Raw genomic sequence first — 17,741 nt, 5'->3', positions numbered from 1 at the left:
CGCGCCCCGGGACGGCGTTCAGTACGTGGCGACCTCCACCCGCGGCGGGCCGTCGTGCCAGGTGCAGAACACCGTCACCCGGTCCGCGCCCGAGGCGAACTCCACCCGGATCCACGTCTCCGTCTTCCACACCTGCATCGACCAGCCGGCCCCCGGCGTCGCCGACACCAGCGACGCGGACGCCTCCCCGATGTCGAACACCGCCCGGCCGCCCCGGGTGTCGTAGCTCTTGACCTCGCCGGCGGCGTCGGCCGTCTCCGGCGCGGACGGTGTCCTGGACGGTGAGGCGGTGCGCGAGGGCGCCGGGTCCGGCGGGGCGGACCCGGTGGCCGGGGCCCCCGACGGCTCGCGGGACTTCTCTGTCCGGCCGGCGTCCTCGTCCTCCGAAGGCCCGGAGGACGGGCGGCGCGTGGACGACGACACCGCCTGCGCCTTCTCCTCGCCCGCCGGGATCGGCAGGGCACGCGGCGGGTCGTAGGCCGTGCCCTCCATCACCGTGCTGACGCCCCACCACGACAGCGTGACCGCCGCGCCCGTGGCGAGCAGCCAGGCCAGTACGTGTAGGAGTCCTCTGCGCATCGTCGGCCCATAGTGCCCCACACGCCCCACCCGTGTCGCGCCCCCGGACGGCCCGGACCCGGCCGTCCACAGGCCTTCGAGAAGCTCGTCCGGAGTTGTCCACAGGCCCCGGCCGCCCCCGCCCGGCATGGCGTACGGTGCCGCCCATGGCAAGTGTTCTCGTGGTCGAGGACGACCAGTTCGTACGCTCGGCGCTGATACGGCAGTTGACCGACGCCTCGCACACCGTGCGCAGCGTCGGGACCGCGCTGGAGGCGCTGCGCGAGGTCGCCCATTTCCGCTTCGACGTGGTCGTCCTGGACCTCGGACTGCCGGATCTCGACGGCTCCGAGGCCCTGAAGATGCTCCGCGGCATCACCGACGTCCCGGTCATCGTCGCCACCGCCCGCGACGACGAGACGGAGATCGTGCGGCTGCTCAACGCCGGCGCGGACGACTATCTGATCAAGCCGTTCTCGGTGGAGCACCTCTCCGCCCGGATGGCCGCCGTGCTGCGCCGCGCCCGCGGCGGAGGCGGCGAGGCCGTGCCCTCCCCGGTGATCCGGGTCGGCGGCCTCACCGTCGACCCGCTGCGCCGCCAGGCCGAGCTGGACGGCGCGCGACTGGACCTGACCAGACGCGAGTTCGACCTCCTCGCCTTCCTCGCCGGACGGCCCGGCGTGGTCGTGCCCCGGCGTGAGCTGCTCGCCGAGGTCTGGCAGCAGTCCTACGGCGACGACCAGACCATCGACGTCCATCTGTCCTGGCTGCGCCGGAAGCTCGGCGAGACCGCCGCCCGCCCCCGCTACCTGCACACCCTGCGGGGCGTCGGCGTGAAGCTGGAGCCCCCGGCCGACGCGGCCGGATCCGTGCAGGCGTCCGGAGCGGAGCCACCGCGATGAGATGGGCCCTGGTGAAGGTGTCGCTGGCGGTGACCGCGATGGTCGTGGTGGCCTTCGCCGTCCCGCTCGGACTGGTCATCCGCGAGATGGCCCGCGACCGTGCCTTCGCCGGCGCCGAGCGGGAGGCGGCGGCCGTCGCCCCCGCGTTGTCCATCACCACCGACCGCGCCCAGCTGGAGCGGGTCGTCGCCTCGGCCGGCTCCGGCACCGCCATGGCCGTGCACCTTCCGGCCGCCGGCAGCGAACGGCCCCTGGACGTAGGGCGGCGGCGGGCCTCCGACGAGGACATCGCCGCCGTGCGGAAGCTGGGCCGCGCCTCCACCTCCACCGTGCCCGGCGGCTCGGCGCTGCTCCAGCCGGTCGCGCTCAGCTCCGGTGAGATCGCCGTCGTCGAGGTGTTCGTCCCCGAGTCCGCGGTCACCAACGGCGTCGGCACGGCCTGGGCCGTCCTCGCGGGCGTCGGCGCCGCCCTGATCGTCGGCTCGGTCGCGGTCGCGGACCGGCTGGGCGTGCGCATGGTGCGGCCCGCCCAGCGGCTGGTCGAGGGGGCGCACGAACTGGGCGAGGGCAAGCTCGGGGCCCGCGTGCCCGAGGAGGGGCCGACCGAACTGCGGCTGGCCGCCGTGGCGTTCAACTCCATGGCCGACCAGGTCGTCCAGCTCCTCGCCAACGAGCGGGAGCTGGCCGCCGACCTGTCCCACCGGCTGCGCACCCCGCTCACCGTGCTGCGCCTGAACGCCGCCTCCCTGGGCGAGGGTCCTGCCGCCGAGCAGACCCGCGCCGCCGTGGAGCAGCTGGAGCGCGAGGTCGACACCATCATCCGCACCGCCCGCGACGCCAAGCCGCAGACGGCCGCCGCCGGACCCGGGGCGGGCTGTGACGCGGCCGAGGTGGTGCGCGAGCGGATGGCGTTCTGGTCGGCGCTCGCCGAGGACGAGGGCCGCAAGTGGCGGGTGGCCGGGGCGGACCGGCCGGTGCGCATCCCCGTGGCCCGCGCCGACCTGGCCGCGGCTCTCGACGCCCTGCTCGGCAACGTCTTCCGGCACACCCCCGAGGGCACCGCCTTCGCGGTCGACGTGCACAACGGCGAGGACGCGGTGATCGTGCTCGTGTCCGACGCGGGCCCCGGCATAGCCGACCCCGAGGCGGCGATGGCGCGCGGCCGGGGCTCCGGCGCCGACGGCTCCACCGGGCTCGGCCTCGACATCGTGCGCCGCCTCGCCGAGTCCACCGGCGGCGATGTGCGGATCGGACGGTCGGTGCTCGGCGGGACCGAGGTGCGCATCTGGATCCAGCTCGACGGCCGCGACCGGTCACCGCGTCGGCGCGGGCACCGGGGGAGCGTCCGCCGCCGCAGGACGGGCCGCGGCGCCCTGTCCTTTAACCGCTCCCGATCCCTTCCTTAAGCGGACCCTAAGGTTCCCTGCCGCCGTCCGGATCAGGCGGGTTGTCCGGTTCCGGATCACTAGCGTGCTGCCGCACCCTCCCCCCACGAACGGCAACGAAGGCAGGCATGCGATGAGCACGCACCGGCGCAGGATCAGCGGCAGGAACAAGGCGATCGGCGCGGTGGCGGCCGCGGCCGTCGCCGCCGGCGGAGCGTTCCTGTTCACGAACACCGCACTGGCCACGGGCGAGACGGCCGGCGATTCCACGAAGGCGGCCGGCGCGGGCTTCGCCCCGTACGTCGACACCTCCCTCAGCCCGGCGTTCGACCTGACGGCGGCCGCCGAGGCGACCGGCGTCAAGGAGTACACCCTCGCGTTCGTCACCGACGGCGGCGGCTGCACCCCCAGGTGGGGCGGCACCGGCGGCCTCGGCGACAACCCGGTGGCCGCGCAGATAGGCGCGCTGCGCGAGACGGGCGGCGACGTCCGTGTCTCCTTCGGCGGCGCGGCCGGCTCCGAACTCGGCACCACCTGCGGTTCGGTGGAGGCGCTCACCGCCGCCTACACCGAGGTCGTCGACACCTATCGGCTCACCAAGGTCGACTTCGACGTCGAGGGCGGCGCGCTGCCGAACGCGGAGGCCAACACCCGCCGTGCGCAGGCGATCGCCGCCCTGCAGAAGTCCCACCCGGACCTGGACGTCTCCTTCACCCTCCCGGTGATGCCGGAGGGGCTCACCCAGGACGGCGTGAACCTCCTGGCCGACGCCAAGGAGAACGGCGTGCGCGTCGACGCCGTCAACATCATGGCGATGGACTACGGCCCGGCGTACAGCGACGACATGGGCACCTACGCCGAGCAGGCCGCCACCGCCACCCAGGCACAGCTCAGGGACGTCCTCGGGCTCGGCGAGGCCGAGGCGTGGAAGACGGTCGCGGTGACCCGATGATCGGCGTGAACGACGTCGTCACCGAGATCTTCACGGTCGAGGACGCCACCCAGCTGGTGGAGTTCGCCGAGGCCAAGGGCCTCGGCCGGCTGTCGATGTGGTCCGGCACCCGCGACCAGCAGTGCCCCGAGGGCGAGAAGCCGGCCGCCGACGCCACCTGCAGCTCCGTCCTCCAGGACAAGTTCGCCTTCTCGAAGGCGTTCGCGGCCTACAACTGAGACGCGGACCGCACGCGTCACGAGCCACCGCGACAACGGGGAACGCGTGCCCCGGCCGGACCTTCCCCCCCCCACCCGGCCGGGGCACCCGTGCGTCCGGCCGCAGGCCCGCGGGCCCGCGTGGCAGGGCCCGGACGCACACGAGCGGGGCGCGGTACTCCCCGGAAACCACCGCGCCCCGCCCCCCGTGCCCCGCGCCCCGTTCCCTCCGGACTCCGAGGACCGGTCAGATGCCCTCGGGGTCCGGAAGCTCACCCGCCTTGGCCGCACGCGCGTACCACAGCGCGCTCGACTTCGGCGTCCGCTTCTGGCTGACGTAGTCGACGTACACCGCGCCGAAGCGCTTCTCGTAGCCGTACGCCCACTCGAAGTTGTCCAGCAGCGACCACAGGAAGTAGCCGCGCACCTCGGCGCCGTCGTCGATGGCCCGGCGCACCGCGGAGAGGTGGCCGTGCAGGTAGGCCACGCGCTCCGGGTCGTGGACCTTGCCGTCGGCGTCCGGCTTGTCGTCGTAGGCGGCGCCGTTCTCCGTGATGTAGAGGGGCAGACCGGGAGCCTCGCGGTGGTAGCGCATGATCAGCTCGTGCAGCCCGGTCGGGTCGACCGACCAGCCCATCTCCGTCTGCTCGCCCGGCGACTGGTGGAACGCCACGTCGTCGGCGGCGGGCCACGGCGAGTGCTCGCTCGCCCCGTGACCGTCGGCGCGCGGGCCCTTGTCGTCGGGGTCGGCGGCCGACACCAGGGTCGGCGTGTAGTAGTTGAGGCCGAGCGCGTCGATCGGCTGGTGGATCGTGTCCAGGTCGCCGTCCTGGATGCAGGACCAGTCGGTCAGCGAGGAGGTCGCCTCCAGCAGCGTCTCCGGGTAGGCGCCGTGCAGGACCGGGCCGTGGAAGATGCCGCCCGACAGGTCGTCGATCTTCCGCGCCGCCACCAGGTCCGCAGGGGACTGCGGGTTCAGCGGGCGCACCACGGAGGTGTTGAGGCTGAGGGAGATCTGGTTGCGGGCCGGCATCACCGAGCGCAGCGCCTTGGTGCCGAGGCCGTGCGCCAGGTTGAGGTGGTGGGCGGCCTTCAGCGCGGCGGCCGGTTCGGTGCGGCCGGGGGCGTGCACGCCGGAGGCGTAGCCCAGGAAGGCGGCGCACCAGGGCTCGTTGAGCGTCATCCACGTCTCGACGCGGTCGCCGAGCGCCTCGCCCACGATCTGCGCGTACTCGGCGAAGCGGTAGGCGGTGTCGCGCTCCGGCCAGCCGCCCGCGTCCTCCAGTTCCTGCGGCAGGTCCCAGTGGTAGAGCGTGACGGCAGGCTTGATGCCCTTCTCCAGCAGCTCGTCGACCAGCCGGCGGTAGAAGTCCAGACCGCGCTGCACGGCCGGGCCGCGGCCGGTGGGCTGCACCCGGGACCAGGACACGGAGAAGCGGTAGGCCTGGAGGTTGAGGTCGGCCATCAGCGCCACGTCGTCGCGGTAGCGGTGGTAGTGGTCGACGGCGACGTCACCGGTGTCGCCGCCCGCCGTCCTGCCCGGCGTGTGGCTGAAGGTGTCCCAGATGGAAGGGGTACGTCCGTCCTCCCGCACCGCCCCCTCGATCTGGTACGCGGAGGTCGCGGCGCCCCAGAGGAAGGCCGGAGGAAAGGTCACCGGGGTCGCCGGCGTGGCGGAGTCAGACATGGAAGCGCTCCCATATAGGTCGCATAGGGGTCGTGGAAGACCGACGGATACCTGAGAGGAAGGAAGGGGGCCGAGGCGGCGGCGTCCCGGCCCCACCGGAATCGGATGCGGGCGTCAGCCCTTGACCGCGCCCTGCATGATGCCGCCCACGATCTGCTTGCCGAAGATCGCGAAGACCAGTAGCAGGGGCAGCGTTCCGAGGAGCGCACCCGCCATGATCAGGGACTGGTCGGGCGTGTACCCGCGGCCGAGACCCGCGACGGCGACCTGCACGGTCGGGTTGCCGGTCTGCGTCAGCACCAGGAACGGCCACAGGAAGTCGTTCCACGCCTGCACGAACATCAGCATGCCCAGCACGGCCATGGCCGGGCGTGCGGCGGGGAAGACCACGTGCCACACCACGCGCCAGCTGCTCGCGCCGTCCACCCGCGCGGCCTCGATGACCTCGTCGGGCAGCGCCTGGAGCAGGTACTGCCGCATGAAGAACACGCCGAACGCGCTCACCAGCGACGGGAAGATGACCGCCTGGAGCTGGTCGGTCCAGTCCAGCTTCGCGACCATCATGTACAGCGGGATGATGCTGAGCTGCGGCGGGATCATCATCGTGCCGATGACCACCAGCATCAGGGCGTTGCGGCCCTTGAAGCGCAGCTTGGCGAAGGCGAACCCGGCGATCGTCGACAGCACCACGATGGTGACGGCGGAGGTGCCCGCCACGATGGTGGTGTTGAGGAACGCCTCGCCGAGGTTGGCGTCGCTCCAGGCGATCTCCAGGTTCTTGAACAGGTTGGAGCCGAACCAGAACGGCGGCGGGGTCTCCGCCAGGCGCTGGTTGTCGCGGGACGCGGCGATCGCGGTCCACACCAGCGGGAACAGCGACACGATCATGAACACGGCGAGGATCGCGTACGCGAGCGGTCCGCCGTGCAGGGTCCCGCCGGCCCGCGCCGACTTCGGCAGGCGCGAGCGCTTCTGCTCCTTGACGATCGGTGTCTCGGGGGGCGTCACAGTCGTCGTCACGGCCACACTCCTTAACTGCTGGCGCGCAGCCGGCGCGAGATGAGCTGGTTGATGAGGCCGATGACGATCAGGATCGCGAACATGGTCCAGGCGATCGCCGAGGCACGGCCCAGGTGCTGGTTGACCCAGCCCTGCTCGTACAGGTACAGGCCGAGCGTCTGGAACTGGTGCTCCGCGCCGCCCGACGCGCCCTTGTTGGGGTCGAACAGCAGCGGCTCGCCGAAGACCTGGCTGGCGCCGATCGTCGAGACGACCACGGTGAACAGGATCGTCGGACGCAGCGAGGGCAGCGTCACGTGCAGGAACTGCCGCCAGCGGCTGGCGCCGTCCAGCGCCGCCGACTCGTACAGGTCCTGCGGGATCGCCTGCATCGCGGCCAGGTAGATCAGCGCGTTGTAGCCGGTCCAGCGCCAGATGATGATCGTCGAGACGGCTATCTGGCCGGGCCACTTGTCGTCCTGCCAGCCGATCGGGTCGATCCCCACCGCCCCGAGCGCCCAGTTGATCATGCCGTAGTCACGGCCGAAGAGCAGTACGAACACCAGGGTCGCGGCGGCGATCGAGGTGGCGTACGGCGCGAGCATCGCGACCCGCCAGAACGTGGACGCCCTCAGCTTGTAGTTGAGGATGTGGGCGATGCCCATGGCGATCATCAGCTGCGGAACGGTGGAGATGATGCCGATGGTCAGCGTGTTCTGCGCCGCGTTCCAGAAGAAGTCGTCGTCGAAGATCCGCGTGTAGTTCTTCAGACCGACCCAGTTCATGTCGGTCGGCGCGGTCAGTTCGACCTGGTGCAGCGAGGCCCAGCCGGTGTAGAGCAGGGGGAACAGGCCGAAGGCCGCGAACAGCAGGAAGAACGGGGCGACGAACGCGTACGGGCTCCAGCGGGCGTCCCGCTGCCAGCGACGCGAGAGCTTGGCCCTGCGCCGGCCTTCCTTGTCCGCGGAGCGGCTGCCGGATTTACGGCCCGGGGCCGCGCCCCCCTTGACGGGGGACGCGGCGATGTCGGAGCGGGTGGCCATGCGGGTCACTGGTCCAGGTTGTTGTCGATGGTCTTGGTGGCCGTCTCCCAGGCCTCCTCGGCCGACTTGCCCTTCGTCACGAGGATGACGCCGTTGTCGGTCAGACCCTGCTGGATGATCTGGTCCTTCGGGCCGATCACCTGGACCGGGATCTGCTCGGCGGCCGCGGAGAAGATCTCACCGATCGGGGCGTCACCGGTCATCTCGTTGGTGGCGCCGGTCACCTCCGGGCTGTCGTACGCGGCCGGGGCGCTCGGGAAGGAACCCTGGACCTTGAACAGCTTGGCCTGCTGCTCGGGCGCGGTCAGCCAGGCGACCAGCTTCTGCGCCTCCTCGACGTTCTTGCCGCTCTTCGGCACGCCCAGGAAGGAGCCGCCCCAGTTGCCGGACTTGGGGGCCACGGCGACGTCCCACTTGCCGGCCGCGTCGGGCTTCGACTTGCCCTTGATGTAGCCGAGCATCCACGGCGGGCAGGCCACGGTGGCGAACTTGCTGTTGGCGATGGTGGTGTCCCAGGCCGGCTGGAACTGCGTCTGCGACTGGACCAGGCCCTTCTCGGCGGCCTCGGCGGTCAGGTCGAAGGCGGCCTTCACGGCGGGGTTGGTCTTGTAGATGACCTCGCCGGAGGCGTCGTAGAACTTCTCCTTCTCACTGCTGAGCACGGCGTTCAGCAGGCCGCCGGGGGAGTCCATGAAGACGGAGTCCTTGCCGGCCGCCTTCTTGTACTTCTCACCGGTCGCGATGAACTTGTTCCAGTCGCCCGCCCACAGCTTGCCGACCTCCGCGCGGTCGCTCGGCAGCCCGGCCTTCTCGAAGAGGTCCTTGCGGTAGCAGATGGCCATCGGGCCGACGTCCGTGCCGAGCGCGATGGTCTCGCCGCCCTTGGCGGTGGCCTGCTCCCACTTCCAGGGCAGCCAGCCGTCCTTCTTCACACCCTCGACCTTGGACATGTCCGTGAACTTGTCCGCCTGGGTGCCCACGACCTCGGCGATGTTGGCGACCTCGATGGCCTGCACGTCCATCAGCCCGCTGTTGGTGGTCAGGTGGTTGACGAGAGCGGGGTAGTAGTTCTCGTTCCGCTCGACCACGTTCTCCTGGATCTTGATGTCCGGGTTGAGCTTCTCGTACTCGGCGTAGAGGCCGGCCTCCTTGAAGCCCATGGTGCCGAACAGGCCCATGGTGATCGTGGTCTTGCCCTCGCCGGACGAGGAACCACCGGAGCTGTCGTCTCCGCCGTCGTCGGCGCAGCCGGCCAGCAGTCCGGTGCCCAGCGACACGACGGCCGCGACCGCCAGCGCCCTGCGGGCGAAGGGCTTCCCCCCGCCCGACCGCTGCCTGGTGAGGGGCAGGGTACGTGCTCGCATTGCGTCCTCCTGTTGCCCTGACGTGCCGACCCCCCGGCCAACGGCGTTGTTGACCCGTATTCTGCGCGTTGCGGCTCGGGCGGGGAACGTGCGGGTTGTGTATGTGTCAGGTACTGTGGGAGCGCTCCCACAAGTGATGTGTTGAAGAGTCGCGGGTCCGGGCGGGGGTGTCAAGGGAACAGACGCCGCAAAGAGCGTTCAGTTATCTGCCCGTTAACTTGACCCGGGGGTCCGCCCCTTCGGAACGCCGGGGCCCACGTGGACGCCCTCGCGGGTGGTCACCGTCACTACCGGGGCTGTTACATTCCAGGCCAGGGTGACACACAAGGAAGGCGGGGGCGGATGGCAAGCCACGGAGTGCGGGGCCGGAGCGGTGGCCGCCCCACCCTCGAGGAGGTGGCAGCGCGCGCCGGAGTGGGCCGCGGCACCGTTTCGCGCGTGATCAACGGCTCCCCGCGAGTGAGCGAAGCCACACGCGCCGCCGTCGAGGCGGCCGTCGCCGAGCTGGGTTACGTCCCGAACACCGCGGCCCGCGCCCTCGCGGCCAACCGCACCGACGCGATAGCGCTCGTGGTGCCCGAGCCCGAGACCCGGTTCTTCACCGAGCCCTACTTCTCCGACATGCTCCGCGGTGTCGGCGCCGCGCTGTCCGACACCCAGATGCAGCTCCTGCTGATCTTCGCGGGCAGCGACCGGGAGCGGCAGCGGCTCGCCCAGTACCTGGCGGCGCACCGCGTGGACGGCGTGCTGCTGGTCTCGGTGCACGCCGACGACCCGCTGCCCGACATGCTGTCCCAGCTGGAGATCCCGGCCGTGATCAGCGGTCCCCGCTCCGCGGACGAGACGCTCACCTCGGTGGACTCCGACAACTACGGCGGCGCCCGGCAGGCCGTCGAGCACCTCGTCTCCCGGGGCCGGCGCACCGTCGCGCACATCACGGGCCGACTGGACGTCTACGGCGCCCAGCGCCGGGTCGACGGTTACCGGGACGCGCTGCGCGAGGCGGGCCACCAGGTGGACGAGCTGCTCATCGAGCCGGGCGACTTCTCCGAGGGCGGCGGCCGCCGCGCCATGGAGGCCCTGCTGGAGCGCCGCCCCGACCTGGACGCGGTCTTCGCCGCCTCCGACGTCACGGCGGCCGGCGCCCGCCAGGCGCTGCGCGAGGCGGGCCGCCGCATCCCGGACGACGTGGCGCTGGTCGGGTACGACGACTCCGCGATCGCCCGCCACATGGAGCCGCCGCTGACCAGCGTGCGCCAGCCGATCGAGGAGATGGGCCGGGCGATGACCGACCTGCTGCTCGCCGAGGTCGCCGACCGCCGCCCGTCCGTGACGCGGGAGCTGGAGCGGCGTCAGGTGGTGCTGGCGACGGAACTGGTGGAGCGCGCGTCGTCCTGAGCGCGCCCGTCCGGCCGGGGCGCGGGGGGCGCCGCCCGCGCCCCGGCCGGAAACGCCGGAAGCCGGTGACCTCGTCGAGGTCACCGGCTTCTGCGGTGAGGGTGAGTGACGGGACTTGAACCCGCGACATCCTGGACCACAACCAGGTGCTCTACCAGCTGAGCTACACCCACCACGGCCTGTTCCGGGAGATCAGTGACTTCCCCGACCGGCCGAGAAAAAGTGTACAGGGTCCGAAGGGGTGCTCGCGCACGCCTTTCCTCGCCGCCCCCCTGAGCCCTCTCGACGGCCCTAGTGAGCAGGCAGGACGTGCTTCGCCGCGATCTTCTTCGCGGTGTCGGAGTCGGGTCCCGGCTGCGGCACGAAGACGGCCTCGCGGTAGTAGCGCAGCTCCGCGATGGACTCGCGGATGTCGGCGAGCGCCCGGTGGTTGCCGTTCTTCTCCGGGCTGTTGAAGTACGCCCGCGGGTACCAGCGGCGGGCCAGCTCCTTGACGCTGGACACGTCGACGATCCGGTAGTGGAGGTAGCTCTCCAGGGTCGGCATGTCGCGCAGCAGGAAGCCGCGGTCGGTGCCGACGGAGTTCCCGCACAGGGGCGCCTTGCCGGGCTCCTTGACGTGCTCCTTGATGTACGCGAGGACCCGCTGCTCGGCGTCCTCGAGCGTCGTGCCGTTCGGCAGTTCGTCGAGCAGCCCCGACGTGGTGTGCATCGCGCGCACCACCTCCGGCATCGTCTCCAGGGCCCGCTCCGGCGGGCGGACGACGATGTCGACGCCCTCGCCGAGCACGTTCAGGTCGGAGTCGGTGACGAGGGCGGCCACCTCGATGAGCGCGTCGTCCGACAGCGAGAGGCCGGTCATCTCGCAGTCGATCCACACCATGCGATCGTTCATGTGTCTCACCCTACGGTGCGTGACGCCGGGCGTGACCGGGTGGTGAAGCGGGGATTCCCGGGATCTTCCGCACGGGTGATGTCGGCGGTGAGGCCGCCCCGCGCAGCCGTGAGGGCCGGAGGCACACGGCCTCCGGCTCTCACGGCGGTCACGGTCACGTCAGGGCGCGCTGCGCTGTCCCGGGACGCCCGGCGCCGACGCGGTCAGGGGCGAGCCCAGTGCGCCGGCCGCCGCCGTTCGGCGCGCCTGGTGCGGGACCCCTCCGTCCGAGTGCAGCTGCTGCGGCATCGAGTGCCCCGCGGGCTCCGGCCGGCCGGCCGGGATGCCGCCCGACTGGGCGCCGTGCGTGGTTCCGTCGTCGTGGCCCCGCTCGGCCTGCGGTCGCCGTGCCCGGTACGCGGCCCGGTAGGCGGCCGGGGACGAGCCGAGCTGGCGCCGGAAGTGGCCGCGCAGCGCGACCGGCGAGCGGAAGCCGCAACGTCCGGCCACCTCGTCGACCGAGTAGTCCGACGTCTCCAGCAGGCGCTGCGCCTGGAGCACCCGCTGTGTGATCAGCCACTGAAGCGGCGCGCTGCCGGTCAGTGAGCGGAACCGGCGGTCGAAGGTGCGGCGGCTCATGTACGCGCGGGCGGCGAGCGTCTCCACGTCGAACTGCTCGTGGAGGTGCTCCAGCGCCCAGGCGACGACCTCGGCGAGCGGGTCGGCGCCGATCTCCTCCGGTAAAGACCGGTCGAGATAGCGCTCCTGACCGCCGCTGCGGCGCGGCGGGACCACCAGGCGGCGGGCGAGCGCGCCGGCCGCCTCGTTGCCGTGGTCCGTGCGCACGATGTGCAGACACAGGTCGATGCCGGCCGCGGTGCCCGCGGACGTCAGCACGTCGCCGTCGTCCACGAACAGCTCGCGTGGATCGACGTGCACCGACGGATAGCGCTTGGCCAGCGTCGGCGCGTACATCCAGTGGGTGGTCGCCGGACGGCCGTCCAGCAGACCCGCCGCCGCGAGGACGAAGGCGCCGGTGCACAGCCCGACGATGCGGGCGCCCTCCTCGTGGGCCCGGCGCAGCGCGTCCAGGGCGTCGTCCGGCGGCGGGGAGGTGATCGATCGCCAGGCCGGCACCACGACGGTGCCCGCCCGGGATATCGCCTCCAGGCCGTGTGGCGCGGTGAGTTCCAGGCCCCCGGTGGTCCGCAGCGGGCCTTCTTCGCCGCCGCACACCAACAGGCGGTAGCGCGGCACGCCGGCGTCCTGGCGGTCAACCCCGAACACCGACAGCGGTATGGAACTCTCGAAAATGGGGCCGCCGCTGAACAGCAGCACCGCGACGATCTCCTTGCGGCGGCGCCCGGAGAGTTTCCGGGCCGCGTTTTCCGGCGCGGCAGTGGAGTCGTGGCTCATCCGGCTAAGCCCCCCTCGGTGGTCGCGGCGCCCTGTTCCCTTCGGGTCTGTCGCTCCAACACGTTTCCCCTCGGTCCTGCACGAGTCCCCCGCCGTAAGACAGTCAAGATCGAATCTACTGTGTCCCGTCGCGCACCGGTGGCCAGTTCGGCACTCGGTGCATTGTCGACTTGGCAACTTGGCGTGAAGCATTCGATCACGAAGCGTTGCACTCGCGCGCCGTGCAGGGAAGTGCGCCTCGTCGTGGTGGCCAAAGCACGTAGGGTGCGCGGGACCCGCGCGGTGCTTTCCGTGCAGGTGGAACGGGGGTTGGGGGGTGGTTACGGCACCGGGTGCGCCTGAACCGGAAGTTGGCTGAAAAGAGACGGACGGGGGCGCGGAAACCGGTCAACCGGCCGGTGAGTCTACGGCGTCCCGTGGGGCGTGCGCCCGCGCGTGGGGAGAGGCGCCGACGCGCCGGGAGCGGGGGCCGGCGTCGAAGTGCCGGGGCCGGCGCCGAGGTGCCGGGAGCGGGGCGGGGTGGCGGCCGGGCGCCGGGAGCGGCGGATCAGTACGCGGGACGCGGCGGTGACGGCCGCCAGGCCACAGGCCACGCCGGCCGCCGAGAGGAAGGGCGCGCCGCGCCACAGGAGGACCGCGGGGACCAGGAGGCACCCGAGCGCCGCCCAGTGCAGGAGATCGTCCTCCGGGGGCCGGACGGGGGCGTGGGTGGGGCGGGGCATCGGGCGCTTCCTGTCGCGGGGGAGTCGTCGGGGTTCCACCGTTCCAACGGGCGGGCCGCCCGTCGGTCACGTGCGGGGCGTCCGGTGCGGATGGTTCAGGTGTCAAGCGAATGCCCCGCAAACCGCCTGTACAGGCCAGCAACCGTTGCGTCGTGGGCGGACCCTCGTGCATGCTCCGGGGAACCCGCCTCCCGGCTCGCGCGGGATCTGGGCCGAGGAGGCGTGCCGCCGTACCCTTGGGGGTATGGGGTTGGGAAGATACTTCCCGGACACAGCTCCGCCGCACACTGTCGTCCCCATAAAAGGATCACAACCCCGAGACAGCCATGGCCGGTCACGAATTCTTCGAACCCGCGGACCGCAAGCGGCCGGTCGCCGATCCGACGGCGTCCGAACCCCTGGCGGCGGAGGAATCACGCCATGCGTGCGACCCCGCCTTCCGGCACGGGGTGGTGGTCGGTTTCGACGGTTCCACGTCCAGTGAACGAGCCCTCGCGTACGCCATCGGCATGGCGCGCCGCTCCGGGTCCGGACTGATCATCGTCCATGTGGCGAACCGGCTGCCCACCACGGTGTGGGCGGGGTGCGAGCCGCCGGTCTTCGTGGACGTCCCGGACCACCGCACGGAGGTGCTGGGGCTGGAGCTCGCCTGTGCGGACTATCTGGCCGAGGTGCCGTGGATCCTCGTCGAGCGGGGCGGGGACATCTGCCACGAACTCGAAGAGGTGGGGCGGGAGTACGAGGCCGATGCGATCGTCGTGGGTTCCACCCACGGGCTCGTGGGGCGGCTTTTCGGGTCGGTCGCGGGGAGGTTGGCGAAGCGGGCGCAGCGGCCTGTCGTCGTCATTCCATGACGTGAGGTGATGTGGGCGGGCCCCTACATGTTGTGGCAACACGTAGGGGCCCGTTCCTGTCGCACGGCCTGTGCGGGTGGGTGGGGGCCGGTCGCGCAGTTCCCCGCGCCCCTTCGGGGCGCATGTCGGCACAGCCCCGCGGCCCTTGCGCAGCTGCGCCCCTCAGGGGGTGATTACTCGACCGTGACCGACTTGGCGAGGTTGCGGGGCTTGTCGATGTCCCGGCCGAGGGCCAGGGCCGTGTGGTAGGCGAGGAGCTGGAGGGGGATGCCCATGAGGATCGGGTCCAGCTCGTCCTCGTTCTTGGGGACCACGATCGTGTGGTCCGCCTTCTCCTGCTCCTGGTGCGCCACGGCGACGATCCGGCCGCTGCGTGCCTTGATCTCCTCCATGGCCGCGCGGTTCTTCTCCAGCAGGTCGTCGTCCGGGACGATGGCGACCGTCGGGAGGGCCGGCTCGATCAGGGCCAGCGGGCCGTGCTTCAGCTCGGAGGCCGGGTAGGCCTCGGCGTGGATGTAGGAGACCTCCTTGAGCTTCAGGGAGGCCTCACGGGCCACCGGGTAGCCCCGGACGCGGCCGATGAAGAGCATCGAGCGGGCCTCGGCGTACTCCAGCGCCAGCTTCTTGATCTCCTCCTCCTGCTCCAGCATCTCGGCGATCTGGGCGGGGAGGCGGCGCAGGCCCTCGATGATCCGCTTGCCGTCGCGCACGGAGAGGTCACGGGTGCGGCCCAGGTGCAGGGCGAGCAGCGCGAAGGCGACCGTGGTGTTGGTGAAGCACTTGGTGGAGACGACGCAGACCTCCGGGCCCGCGTGCACGTAGACGCCGCCGTCGGCCTCGCGGGCGATCGCGGAGCCCACCACGTTGACCACGCCGAGGACCCGGGCGCCCTTGCGCTTCAGCTCCTGCACGGCGGCCAGCACGTCGTACGTCTCACCGGACTGGGAGACCGCGACGTACAGGGTGTCGGGGTCGACGACCGCGTTGCGGTAGCGGAACTCGGAGGCCGGCTCGGCGTCGGCGGGGATGCGCGCGAGCTCCTCGATCATCTGCGCGCCGATCATGCCGGCGTGGTACGAGGTGCCGCAGCCGAGGATCTTCACGCGGCGGATGCGGCGGGCCTCGCGGGCGTCGAGGTTGAGGCCGCCCAGGTGCACGGTGGAGAAGCGGTCGTCGATCCGGCCGCGCAGCACGCGGTCCACGGCCTCGGCCTGCTCGTGGATCTCCTTGTGCATGTACGTGTCGTGGCCGCCCATGTCGTAGGAGGCGGCCTCCCACTCCACGGTGGTGGGCTCGGCGGTGGTCCGCGTGCCCTCCGTGGTGTAGGTGCGGAAGTCGTCGGCCTTGAGGGTGGCCATCTCGCCGTCGTCGAGGGTGACTATCTGGCGGGTGTGGGCGACCAGCGCGGCGATGTCCGAGGCGACGAACATCTCCTTCTCGCCGATGCCGAGGACGACCGGCGAGCCGTTGCGGGCGACGACGATGCGGTCCGGGAAGTCGGCGTGCAGCACGGCGATGCCGTAGGTGCCCTCGATCAGACGGACCGTCTCGCGGACCTTGTCCTCGAGCTTCTCGGCCTGCGAGCGGGCGATGAGGTGGACGAGGACCTCGGTGTCGGTCTCGGAGAGGAACTCGACGCCGTCCGCCTCCAGCTTGCGGCGCAGGTCGCCGGCGTTGTCGATGATGCCGTTGTGGACGACGGCGACCTTGCCCTCGGCGTCCAGGTGCGGGTGGGCGTTCACGTCGGACGGGGCGCCGTGGGTGGCCCAGCGGGTGTGGGCGATGCCGGTGGTGCCCTTGAAGCGCGCCGGGACCTTCGCCTCCAGGTCGCGCACCCGGCCCTTGGCCTTGACCGTCTTCAGGGCCCCCGCCTTCGGGGAGGTCACGGCGATGCCCGCCGAGTCGTAGCCGCGGTACTCCAGACGCTGGAGGCCCTCGAGCAGCAGGGGGGCGACCTCACGCCTGCCGATGTAACCGACGATTCCGCACATACAGGTATGTTCCTAGCCGTAGACGATGCGGCGCAGCTGCCGGAGCGAGAGCTCGGGCGGCGCCACCGCGCGGTATCTCAGGTCCGCCTCGATCCGTTGGAAGATCGTCGCGTTCACCAGGCCCTGGGCCTGGAGCTCGCGGTGGCGGCGACGGACGTACTCCTCGGTCGTCTCGTCGAAGTAGGCGAGCACGTCCTGGATCACACGCAGCGCCTCGCCCCGGCTGAGGGGCGTGGACCGCGTCAGATGATCGACAAGTTCGTCGTGCACCCGATGATCCTGGAGCACCGAAGAGCGTTTCGCAAGAAACGTGCCCGATTTCGGGCAGGGAACGGTGGGTGGCGGTTACATCCGCTTCAGGACCGCCTGTTTGGCGACGGTGAACTCCTCGTCCGTGAGCACCCCGGCCTGGTGCAGCTCACCCAGCTCCCGCAGCCGGCGCAGCAGTGCGTCGTGGTCGTCCTCCGGGCGGTCGGCCGGTGCGGGCCGGTCGGCCCCGGGGGCGTCCGGGCCCGCCAGGGCCGGGGCGGAGGGGGCGGCCGGATGCGGCAGGCGGGCCTGGACGGCGGCGGCGACCAGCGCCATCAGCGGGTCCTTCTTGAAGCCCCACAGCTCCACCGCGTTCGGGTCGTACTTGGCCGGGACCTTGGTGGGCGCGTGGCGCACCAGGAAGCGCAGGTGGCCGTTCTCCAGGCCGCCCGCCGGCTGCCACTCCACGCCCTCCAGGTCCTGCACCGCCAGGGTGCGGGGACCGGCGGCGGACTTGGCGTCCTCCGTCTTCCAGTTCCACTCCAGGCGCACCCGCTCCCCGTCGAAACTCACCGTGCCGTCCCCGGCGGAGACGGCCAGCGGCAGGGACGGGCCGGGCAGCAGGTAGGCGGTCACCGGTCCTGAGGGGATCTGCTCCAGCAGCAGCGCGGTGCGGACCTCCTCCGTGAAGTACTCGGCGACGCCGTAGCGGTCGGACTCGACGGTCAGCTGGTACGGGTCGTGCGGCTCGGCGAGGCGGCCGCCGGTGGCGTGCAGCAGGGGGTCGGCGCCGTCGCGCAGCCGGAGCCTCAGCCGGCCCGATTTCTTTCCCTGCTCCAGGGAGATGCCCGCCAGCGCCTCCAGCGGCACCGCCAGTTCACCCAGCGTGCGACGGAGCAGGCCGACGTTCTTGTCGCGGCCCGGGGTCAGACGCAAGGTTTCGCCGTCGAACGTCCACGTGCCGTCCTTCTGGGTGATTTCCGCCATGGGGGGATTGTTTCATCGCCACGTTCCCCGGCCGGGGCGGGAGTTGGAGGAGAGGAGGCTGGGGAGGGTGGGTGGCCGGCCGGGGACGGGGCTGGTCGCGCCCGGGCGGCGGAGCCGCAGTCGGCACAGCACCGCGTCCCTGAAGGGCGCCCGCACCGAGGGTG

15 protein-coding genes, 1 tRNA gene and 1 pseudogene are annotated in these 17,741 nt (G+C 71.6%); 5 read left to right on the top strand and 12 right to left on the bottom strand.

Going from position 1 to position 17,741, the window contains the following annotated elements; genetic code table 11:
* Nucleotides 1-18: 18 nt before the first annotated feature.
* Nucleotides 19-579: a hypothetical protein gene (locus tag ACF1AG_RS04140; RefSeq protein ID WP_359606412.1), complete on the bottom strand. Its 561-nt coding sequence runs from the start codon at nt 577-579 to the stop codon at nt 19-21.
* Between the two features lie 146 nt (nt 580-725).
* Here ACF1AG_RS04140 and ACF1AG_RS04135 point away from each other — a divergent pair, with 146 nt between their 5' ends.
* From ACF1AG_RS04135 to ACF1AG_RS04125, 3 genes and pseudogenes are all read left to right on the top strand, one after another.
* Nucleotides 726-1,460, top strand: coding sequence for a response regulator transcription factor (locus tag ACF1AG_RS04135; RefSeq protein ID WP_359606414.1), 735 nt, complete (start codon nt 726-728; stop codon nt 1,458-1,460).
* Complete coding sequence (locus ACF1AG_RS04130; protein ID WP_359606416.1) at nt 1,457-2,866, top strand: HAMP domain-containing sensor histidine kinase; 1,410 nt, start codon at nt 1,457-1,459, stop codon at nt 2,864-2,866. The genes ACF1AG_RS04135 and ACF1AG_RS04130 overlap by 4 nt, the downstream gene beginning before the upstream one ends.
* Before the next feature lie 229 nt (nt 2,867-3,095).
* Nucleotides 3,096-4,015: pseudogene (locus ACF1AG_RS04125) on the top strand (chitinase); the annotation flags it as partial.
* A gap of 226 nt (nt 4,016-4,241) precedes the next feature.
* Here the strand turns inward: ACF1AG_RS04125 and ACF1AG_RS04120 are convergent.
* The 4 genes from ACF1AG_RS04120 to ACF1AG_RS04105 all read right to left on the bottom strand — a co-directional run bounded on the left by ACF1AG_RS04120 (nt 4,242) and on the right by ACF1AG_RS04105 (nt 9,087).
* Entirely contained in the window at nt 4,242-5,681 is a 1,440-nt protein-coding gene (locus tag ACF1AG_RS04120; protein WP_359606420.1) for a GH1 family beta-glucosidase, read from the bottom strand.
* Nucleotides 5,682-5,795: 114 nt separating this feature from the next.
* Complete coding sequence (locus ACF1AG_RS04115; protein ID WP_387794356.1) at nt 5,796-6,701, bottom strand: carbohydrate ABC transporter permease; 906 nt, start codon at nt 6,699-6,701, stop codon at nt 5,796-5,798.
* Nucleotides 6,702-6,712: 11 nt separating this feature from the next.
* Entirely contained in the window at nt 6,713-7,723 is a 1,011-nt protein-coding gene (locus ACF1AG_RS04110) for a sugar ABC transporter permease (protein WP_359606422.1), read from the bottom strand.
* A gap of 5 nt (nt 7,724-7,728) precedes the next feature.
* Nucleotides 7,729-9,087, bottom strand: a complete 1,359-nt coding sequence (locus ACF1AG_RS04105; protein ID WP_359606424.1) for an extracellular solute-binding protein — start codon at nt 9,085-9,087, stop codon at nt 7,729-7,731.
* Nucleotides 9,088-9,429: 342 nt separating this feature from the next.
* On the opposite strand from ACF1AG_RS04105, the gene ACF1AG_RS04100 reads away from it, so the two are divergent.
* Complete coding sequence (locus ACF1AG_RS04100) at nt 9,430-10,485, top strand: LacI family DNA-binding transcriptional regulator (RefSeq protein ID WP_359606426.1); 1,056 nt, start codon at nt 9,430-9,432, stop codon at nt 10,483-10,485.
* A gap of 100 nt (nt 10,486-10,585) precedes the next feature.
* Here ACF1AG_RS04100 and ACF1AG_RS04095 read toward each other — a convergent pair.
* From ACF1AG_RS04095 to ACF1AG_RS04080, 4 genes are all read right to left on the bottom strand, one after another.
* Nucleotides 10,586-10,658 (bottom strand) — tRNA-His (locus ACF1AG_RS04095).
* Between the two features lie 118 nt (nt 10,659-10,776).
* Nucleotides 10,777-11,379, bottom strand: a complete 603-nt coding sequence (orn, locus tag ACF1AG_RS04090) for an oligoribonuclease (protein WP_359602852.1) — start codon at nt 11,377-11,379, stop codon at nt 10,777-10,779.
* 159 nt (nt 11,380-11,538) lie between these two features.
* Nucleotides 11,539-12,774, bottom strand: coding sequence for a helix-turn-helix domain-containing protein (locus ACF1AG_RS04085; protein ID WP_359602854.1), 1,236 nt, complete (start codon nt 12,772-12,774; stop codon nt 11,539-11,541).
* Nucleotides 12,775-13,178: 404 nt separating this feature from the next.
* Nucleotides 13,179-13,496 (bottom strand): hypothetical protein, encoded by a 318-nt coding sequence (locus tag ACF1AG_RS04080; protein WP_359602856.1) that lies wholly within the window; start codon nt 13,494-13,496, stop codon nt 13,179-13,181.
* 326 nt (nt 13,497-13,822) lie between these two features.
* Here ACF1AG_RS04080 and ACF1AG_RS04075 point away from each other — a divergent pair, with 326 nt between their 5' ends.
* The gene (locus ACF1AG_RS04075; protein ID WP_359602858.1) at nt 13,823-14,350 is read left to right on the top strand and encodes a universal stress protein; all 528 of its coding nucleotides are present in this window, start codon (nt 13,823-13,825) and stop codon (nt 14,348-14,350) included.
* Between the two features lie 173 nt (nt 14,351-14,523).
* Here the strand turns inward: ACF1AG_RS04075 and glmS are convergent, their stop codons facing one another.
* The 3 genes from glmS to ACF1AG_RS04060 all read right to left on the bottom strand — a co-directional run bounded on the left by glmS (nt 14,524) and on the right by ACF1AG_RS04060 (nt 17,577).
* Entirely contained in the window at nt 14,524-16,341 is a 1,818-nt protein-coding gene (glmS, locus tag ACF1AG_RS04070) for a glutamine--fructose-6-phosphate transaminase (isomerizing) (protein ID WP_359602860.1), read from the bottom strand.
* Between the two features lie 12 nt (nt 16,342-16,353).
* A complete protein-coding gene (locus ACF1AG_RS04065) occupies nt 16,354-16,611 on the bottom strand; it encodes a hypothetical protein (RefSeq protein ID WP_006131553.1) in 258 nt (85 codons plus the stop codon).
* A gap of 75 nt (nt 16,612-16,686) precedes the next feature.
* Entirely contained in the window at nt 16,687-17,577 is an 891-nt protein-coding gene (locus tag ACF1AG_RS04060; protein ID WP_359602862.1) for a DUF4429 domain-containing protein, read from the bottom strand.
* Nucleotides 17,578-17,741 lie beyond the last annotated feature (164 nt).

The organism is Streptomyces sp. NPDC014764, assembly GCF_043082785.1.
Classification (GTDB): Bacteria; Actinomycetota; Actinomycetes; order Streptomycetales; family Streptomycetaceae; genus Streptomyces; species Streptomyces althioticus.
Note: the sequence above shows the minus strand (reverse complement) of the source record. Positions and strands in the feature narration are given on the sequence as shown.

Bases quoted from the DNA above. Each gene is read 5' to 3' on its own strand.
- ACF1AG_RS04120 (WP_359606420.1), bottom strand. From the start codon at position 5,681: ATGTCTGACTCCGCCACGCCGGCGACCCCGGTGACCTTTCCTCCGGCC.
- ACF1AG_RS04140 (WP_359606412.1), bottom strand. From the start codon at position 579: ATGCGCAGAGGACTCCTACACGTACTGGCCTGGCTGCTCGCCACGGGC.
- ACF1AG_RS04105 (WP_359606424.1), bottom strand. From the start codon at position 9,087: ATGCGAGCACGTACCCTGCCCCTCACCAGGCAGCGGTCGGGCGGGGGG.
- orn (WP_359602852.1), bottom strand. From the start codon at position 11,379: ATGAACGATCGCATGGTGTGGATCGACTGCGAGATGACCGGCCTCTCG.
- ACF1AG_RS04130 (WP_359606416.1), top strand. From the start codon at position 1,457: ATGAGATGGGCCCTGGTGAAGGTGTCGCTGGCGGTGACCGCGATGGTC.
- ACF1AG_RS04085 (WP_359602854.1), bottom strand. From the start codon at position 12,774: ATGAGCCACGACTCCACTGCCGCGCCGGAAAACGCGGCCCGGAAACTC.
- ACF1AG_RS04080 (WP_359602856.1), bottom strand. From the start codon at position 13,496: ATGCCCCGCCCCACCCACGCCCCCGTCCGGCCCCCGGAGGACGATCTC.
- ACF1AG_RS04110 (WP_359606422.1), bottom strand. From the start codon at position 7,723: ATGGCCACCCGCTCCGACATCGCCGCGTCCCCCGTCAAGGGGGGCGCG.
- ACF1AG_RS04075 (WP_359602858.1), top strand. From the start codon at position 13,823: ATGGCCGGTCACGAATTCTTCGAACCCGCGGACCGCAAGCGGCCGGTC.
- ACF1AG_RS04135 (WP_359606414.1), top strand. From the start codon at position 726: ATGGCAAGTGTTCTCGTGGTCGAGGACGACCAGTTCGTACGCTCGGCG.
- ACF1AG_RS04060 (WP_359602862.1), bottom strand. From the start codon at position 17,577: ATGGCGGAAATCACCCAGAAGGACGGCACGTGGACGTTCGACGGCGAA.
- ACF1AG_RS04100 (WP_359606426.1), top strand. From the start codon at position 9,430: ATGGCAAGCCACGGAGTGCGGGGCCGGAGCGGTGGCCGCCCCACCCTC.
- glmS (WP_359602860.1), bottom strand. From the start codon at position 16,341: ATGTGCGGAATCGTCGGTTACATCGGCAGGCGTGAGGTCGCCCCCCTG.